The 3967-nt window shown below is 67.1% G+C and carries 2 protein-coding genes and 1 tRNA gene; 1 reads left to right on the top strand and 2 read right to left on the bottom strand.

What is annotated here, in order from left to right; genetic code table 11:
- The first annotated feature begins 227 nt into the window (after window positions 1–227).
- Window positions 228–1511 carry a flavin-containing monooxygenase gene (locus tag ACIQ6O_RS13955; RefSeq protein WP_396208391.1) on the top strand — a complete coding sequence of 428 codons (1284 nt, stop codon included), beginning with the start codon at window positions 228–230 and terminating at the stop codon, window positions 1509–1511.
- 70 nt (window positions 1512–1581) lie between these two features.
- On the opposite strand, the gene ACIQ6O_RS13950 is transcribed toward ACIQ6O_RS13955, so the two are convergent.
- Window positions 1582–1655: transfer RNA gene (locus ACIQ6O_RS13950), tRNA-Pro, on the bottom strand.
- 105 nt (window positions 1656–1760) lie between these two features.
- A partial coding sequence (locus tag ACIQ6O_RS13945) for an ATP-binding protein (protein WP_396208390.1) occupies window positions 1761–3967 on the bottom strand: 2207 nt, incomplete at its 5' end.

The following is a 3967-nucleotide window of genomic DNA, read 5'->3' as shown; positions in this document are numbered from 1 at the left end:
AGATCGGCGAGTGTGATTTGGAACGCGTGCTCACGGAGATCACCGAGCTTGGTGAGGACACCGAGAACTGCGCTTAGAAATCATTGAAGTGTCCTAAGTTGGCCGGGCATCCTCTGTGCCCTCACCACCCTCGGCGAGCTCCGTGCTCACGCGTTTCCCCCCACGTGCGTCGGGGCGTCCAACCGTCGCACTGGTGGCCACACGCCAGCCGCCCTACCTTCCCGCCCATGCACGTCGCGATCATCGGCGCCGGCCCCTCGGGGATCACGGCGGCCAAGAACTGCCAGCAGGCCGGCATCCCCTTCACGCTCTACGAGCGTGGCGACAAGGTGGGAGGCAACTGGGTCTTCGACGACGCCACCGGGCACTCCAGCGTCTACGAGAACACGCACATCATCTCGTCGAAGACGCTGTCGTCGTACGAGGACTTCCCGATGCCGGCGTCGTATCCCGACTACCCGAGTCATCGGCAGGTGCAGGCATACTTCGAGGACTACGCGCGGCATTTCGGTGTGCTGTCGCAGGTGAAGTTCGGGCATACGGTGCAACAGGCGCGGCGCGAGGCCAACGGCAGCTGGGTGCTCACCGTGCGCGGCCCTGATGGTGAGGAGGCGGCGCAGTTCACCCACCTCATGGTGGCCAACGGCCATCACTGGAATCCGCGGTGGCCGGAGATTCCCGGCCACATTGCGGGGCGCTACCTGCACAGCCGCGACTTCAAGCGCGCCGACGACACGTGGCGTGATCAGCGTGTGCTCGTGATCGGCGCCGGCAACTCCGCGGCCGACGTGGCGGTGGAAACCTCACGCGTGGCGCGCGACGTGCACATGGCCGTGCGTTCCCCGCAGTGGTTCGTGCCCAAGTATCTCTTCGGCCTCCCGGCCGACGTGATCGCCGCGCGTCAGCGCTGGGTACCGCAGGGGCTGCGCCAATGGGGGCTCACGCGCCTCCTCCGCCTGCTGCAGGGCCCGTACGCCGCCCTCGGCCTGCCGGAGAACACCAACCCGGTACTGTCGCAGCATCCCACGCTCAACTCCGACCTGCTCGATCTCATCCGTCACGGCCGCGTGGTGGTGCGCCCCGGTGTGTCACGTTTCGACGGGCACACGGTGCACTTCAGCGACGGCACGCAGGGCACCTACGACACGGTGGTGGCGGCGACGGGGTTCAAGATCACGTTCCCCTTCTTCGAGCCCGGGTTTCTCGACCTCTCGGAGGCGACGGAGGTGCCGCTCTATCGCAAGATGCTGCACCCCGACGTACCGACGCTGTACTTCATCGGCCTCTTCCAGCCGCTCGGGTGCATCTGGCCGCTGGCCGATCATCAGGCGAAGCTCGCGTGCGCGGAGATCACGGGGCGCTACCGTCGTCCGGCGGATCTGGCAGCACGCATCGCCCACGAAGTCGCGCATCCGCACTACGCGATGGACAAGGTGCCGCGCCATTCCACGGAGGTGGACTACCACCGCTTCCGCGACGAACTCCTGGGCGAGTTGGCGACGGCGGGGTGAGCGCATCCGGCTGTCGCAACACAAAAGCCTCGCGACGACCAAAGTCGTTGCGAGGCTTTCGCTTACCAAGTCGGGACGGCGGGATTCGAACCCGCGACCCCCTGAACCCCATTCAGGTGCGCTACCGGGCTGCGCTACGTCCCGTCACAGCGCCGCTGTCGCCAGCCGCTCCGTGAACAGACTCGCATTGTAACCGGCGGTCGCCCCGCGGACCAGCCCCCGCCGCCACAATCCCCCCGAATCCCCCGCTCACCGCCGCAACGTCTTCGCCAGCGCCTCGTCCACCCGCCGCTTCAGCTCATCCAGCTCCACCGGCTTCAGCATCACCGCATGCGCCCGCGCTGCCGCAATGCGCTCGGGGGTAAGTCGATGACTGAATCCGGTGAGAATGAGTACCGGCAGATCGGCGCGCAGGGTATGCGCACTCTCGGCCAGCAGATCGCCCGTCATCCCCGGCATCATCTGGTCGGTGATGAGCAAATCCACCGCCGACGGCTGCTGCTGGATGAACTGCAGCGCCAGCTCCGGATTGTTGAACACGTGCACGATATGGCCGTAATGCTGCAACGCCCGCTCCACCACGCGCGCCACGGCGGGCTCGTCGTCCACCACGACGATCGTCGTCCCCGCATACGGGCTGTCCTCCAACACGTCGATCGTATCGTCGCTCTCGTTCGGCCGCTCCACCACCCCGGGCGTATCCGGTGTGTCCTCCACCTCGTCGTCCAGCAGCGCGGTGGGATCGAGCTCCTCGTCCCACAGCCCGGCGATGACCGCCTGCGGGAAACGGATCTCGAATGTCGTCCCCTGCCCCAGCGCACTCAGCACATCGGCGCGCGCCTCGTGTGATGTGACGATGCCGTGCACCACGGCCATGCCCAACCCGGTGCCTTCGCCGGTAGGCTTGGTGGTGAAGAACGGCTCGAAGATGCGGGTCCGCACTTCCTCCGTCATGCCCGCCCCGGTGTCCCGCACCTGCAGCACGACGTTCATCCCCGTGGGCGCCGGCTGTCCCTCGGGCACCATGCGCGACGCAATCGCGATCGTGAGGAGTCCGTTGGTCGATTGGCGCATCGCATACTCGGCGTTCGACACCAGATTGAGCAGCAGCTGCTGCAACTGGGTGGGGTCGCCCATGATGAGGTGCGACGCTTCGGCGCCTTCGATCACCAGCTGCACCGTGCGCGGAATCATGCGCCGCAACAGCGGCTGCAGGTCGAGCACCAGCCGCGACAGATTCACGTACTCGCGCGTGGGCGTGGACCGCCGCGAAAAGGTGAGGATCTGACGCACGATGTCGCGCGCACGATCAGACGCATCGAGGATGGCGCCAAGGTTGTCGTCGTTACTGCGGCCGCGCTTGAGCGCCGTGCGCCCCAGTTCGGCGTTGCCACGAATCACGCCCAGCAGATTGTTGAAGTCGTGCGCTACCCCGCCGGCCAGCGTGCCGAGGCTCTCGAGCTTCTGCGCCTCGCGCACCTGCGCCTGGAACCAGGCGCGCTCCGCTTCCGCCTTGCGCACCTCCGTGAGGTCGCGCACCACGGCATGACGCAGCACGCGGTCAGCCGACGGCACTTCGATGATGGTGTACTGCACCGGTACCTGACCTCGCGCCGTCGGGACCATGGCCTCCCCGGCGACCGAGGCGCCGGGCCTTTCCGCGTCGGCGCCCAGCAGTTCGCCCAACGTGCGCCCTTCCAGCGCCTCCGGGGCCGTCACCCCGAACAATCGTGCGGACTCAGCGTTCCCCGCCTGGATCTTGCCGTTTTCGAGCAGCAGGTGACCATCGAGCGCCTGTTCGAAAATGGCGCGAAACCGTCCCTCGCTGTCACTCGCGCGCCGCTCGCTCGCCAGCAGCTGCCGCGTACTCTCCCGAATGGTCCGCACGCGCCAGCGATATGCCACGGTAAGCAGCAACACGCCGCATAGCACGTAGATGATGCGCGCCGGCCACGTCTGCCAGGTCGGCGTGAGCACCGAGAAGCTGCGCTGCACCGGCCCATACTCACGTCCTGCCCAGTCGTACGCCCACACCGTCACCTCATAGCTGCCGGGCGCGAGATCGTCGTAATAGCGGTTGGGCACCTCCAGCCATTCGCCGTCCCGCGGATCATTCCGCACAGCGGCCGTCGGCGATGGCCACTCGGCCTCGCCACGCAACCGCACCCGGAACCGGGTGAGCTCCTCCCGGTGAAAGGTGAGCAACACGGGATCGACGTACAGATCGTTCTCGCCGACACTCAACGCATCGCCCTGCCCCACCAGACGACGCTGCGCTTCCGACAGCACCCGCATGGTCAACCGCGCCGGCGGCAACTGGGTGGCGCGAGCAAGATCCACCACACCGACGCCGAAGCTGGTGCCCAGCCACAGCACGTTGGACGCCACACGGCTGCGCGCGATGGCCAGCACGCCGTTGGCTGGCAGCCCGTCCGCATCGCTCACCTGCGTGGCCA

Source organism: Gemmatimonas sp. (genome assembly GCF_044345575.1).
Taxonomy (GTDB): domain Bacteria; phylum Gemmatimonadota; class Gemmatimonadetes; order Gemmatimonadales; family Gemmatimonadaceae; genus Gemmatimonas.
Note: the sequence above shows the minus strand (reverse complement) of the source record. Positions and strands in the feature narration are given on the sequence as shown.

Excerpts from the sequence above, each read along its gene's own strand:
- ACIQ6O_RS13955 (WP_396208391.1), top strand. The coding sequence starts at position 228 with ATGCACGTCGCGATCATCGGCGCCGGCCCCTCGGGGATCACGGCGGCC.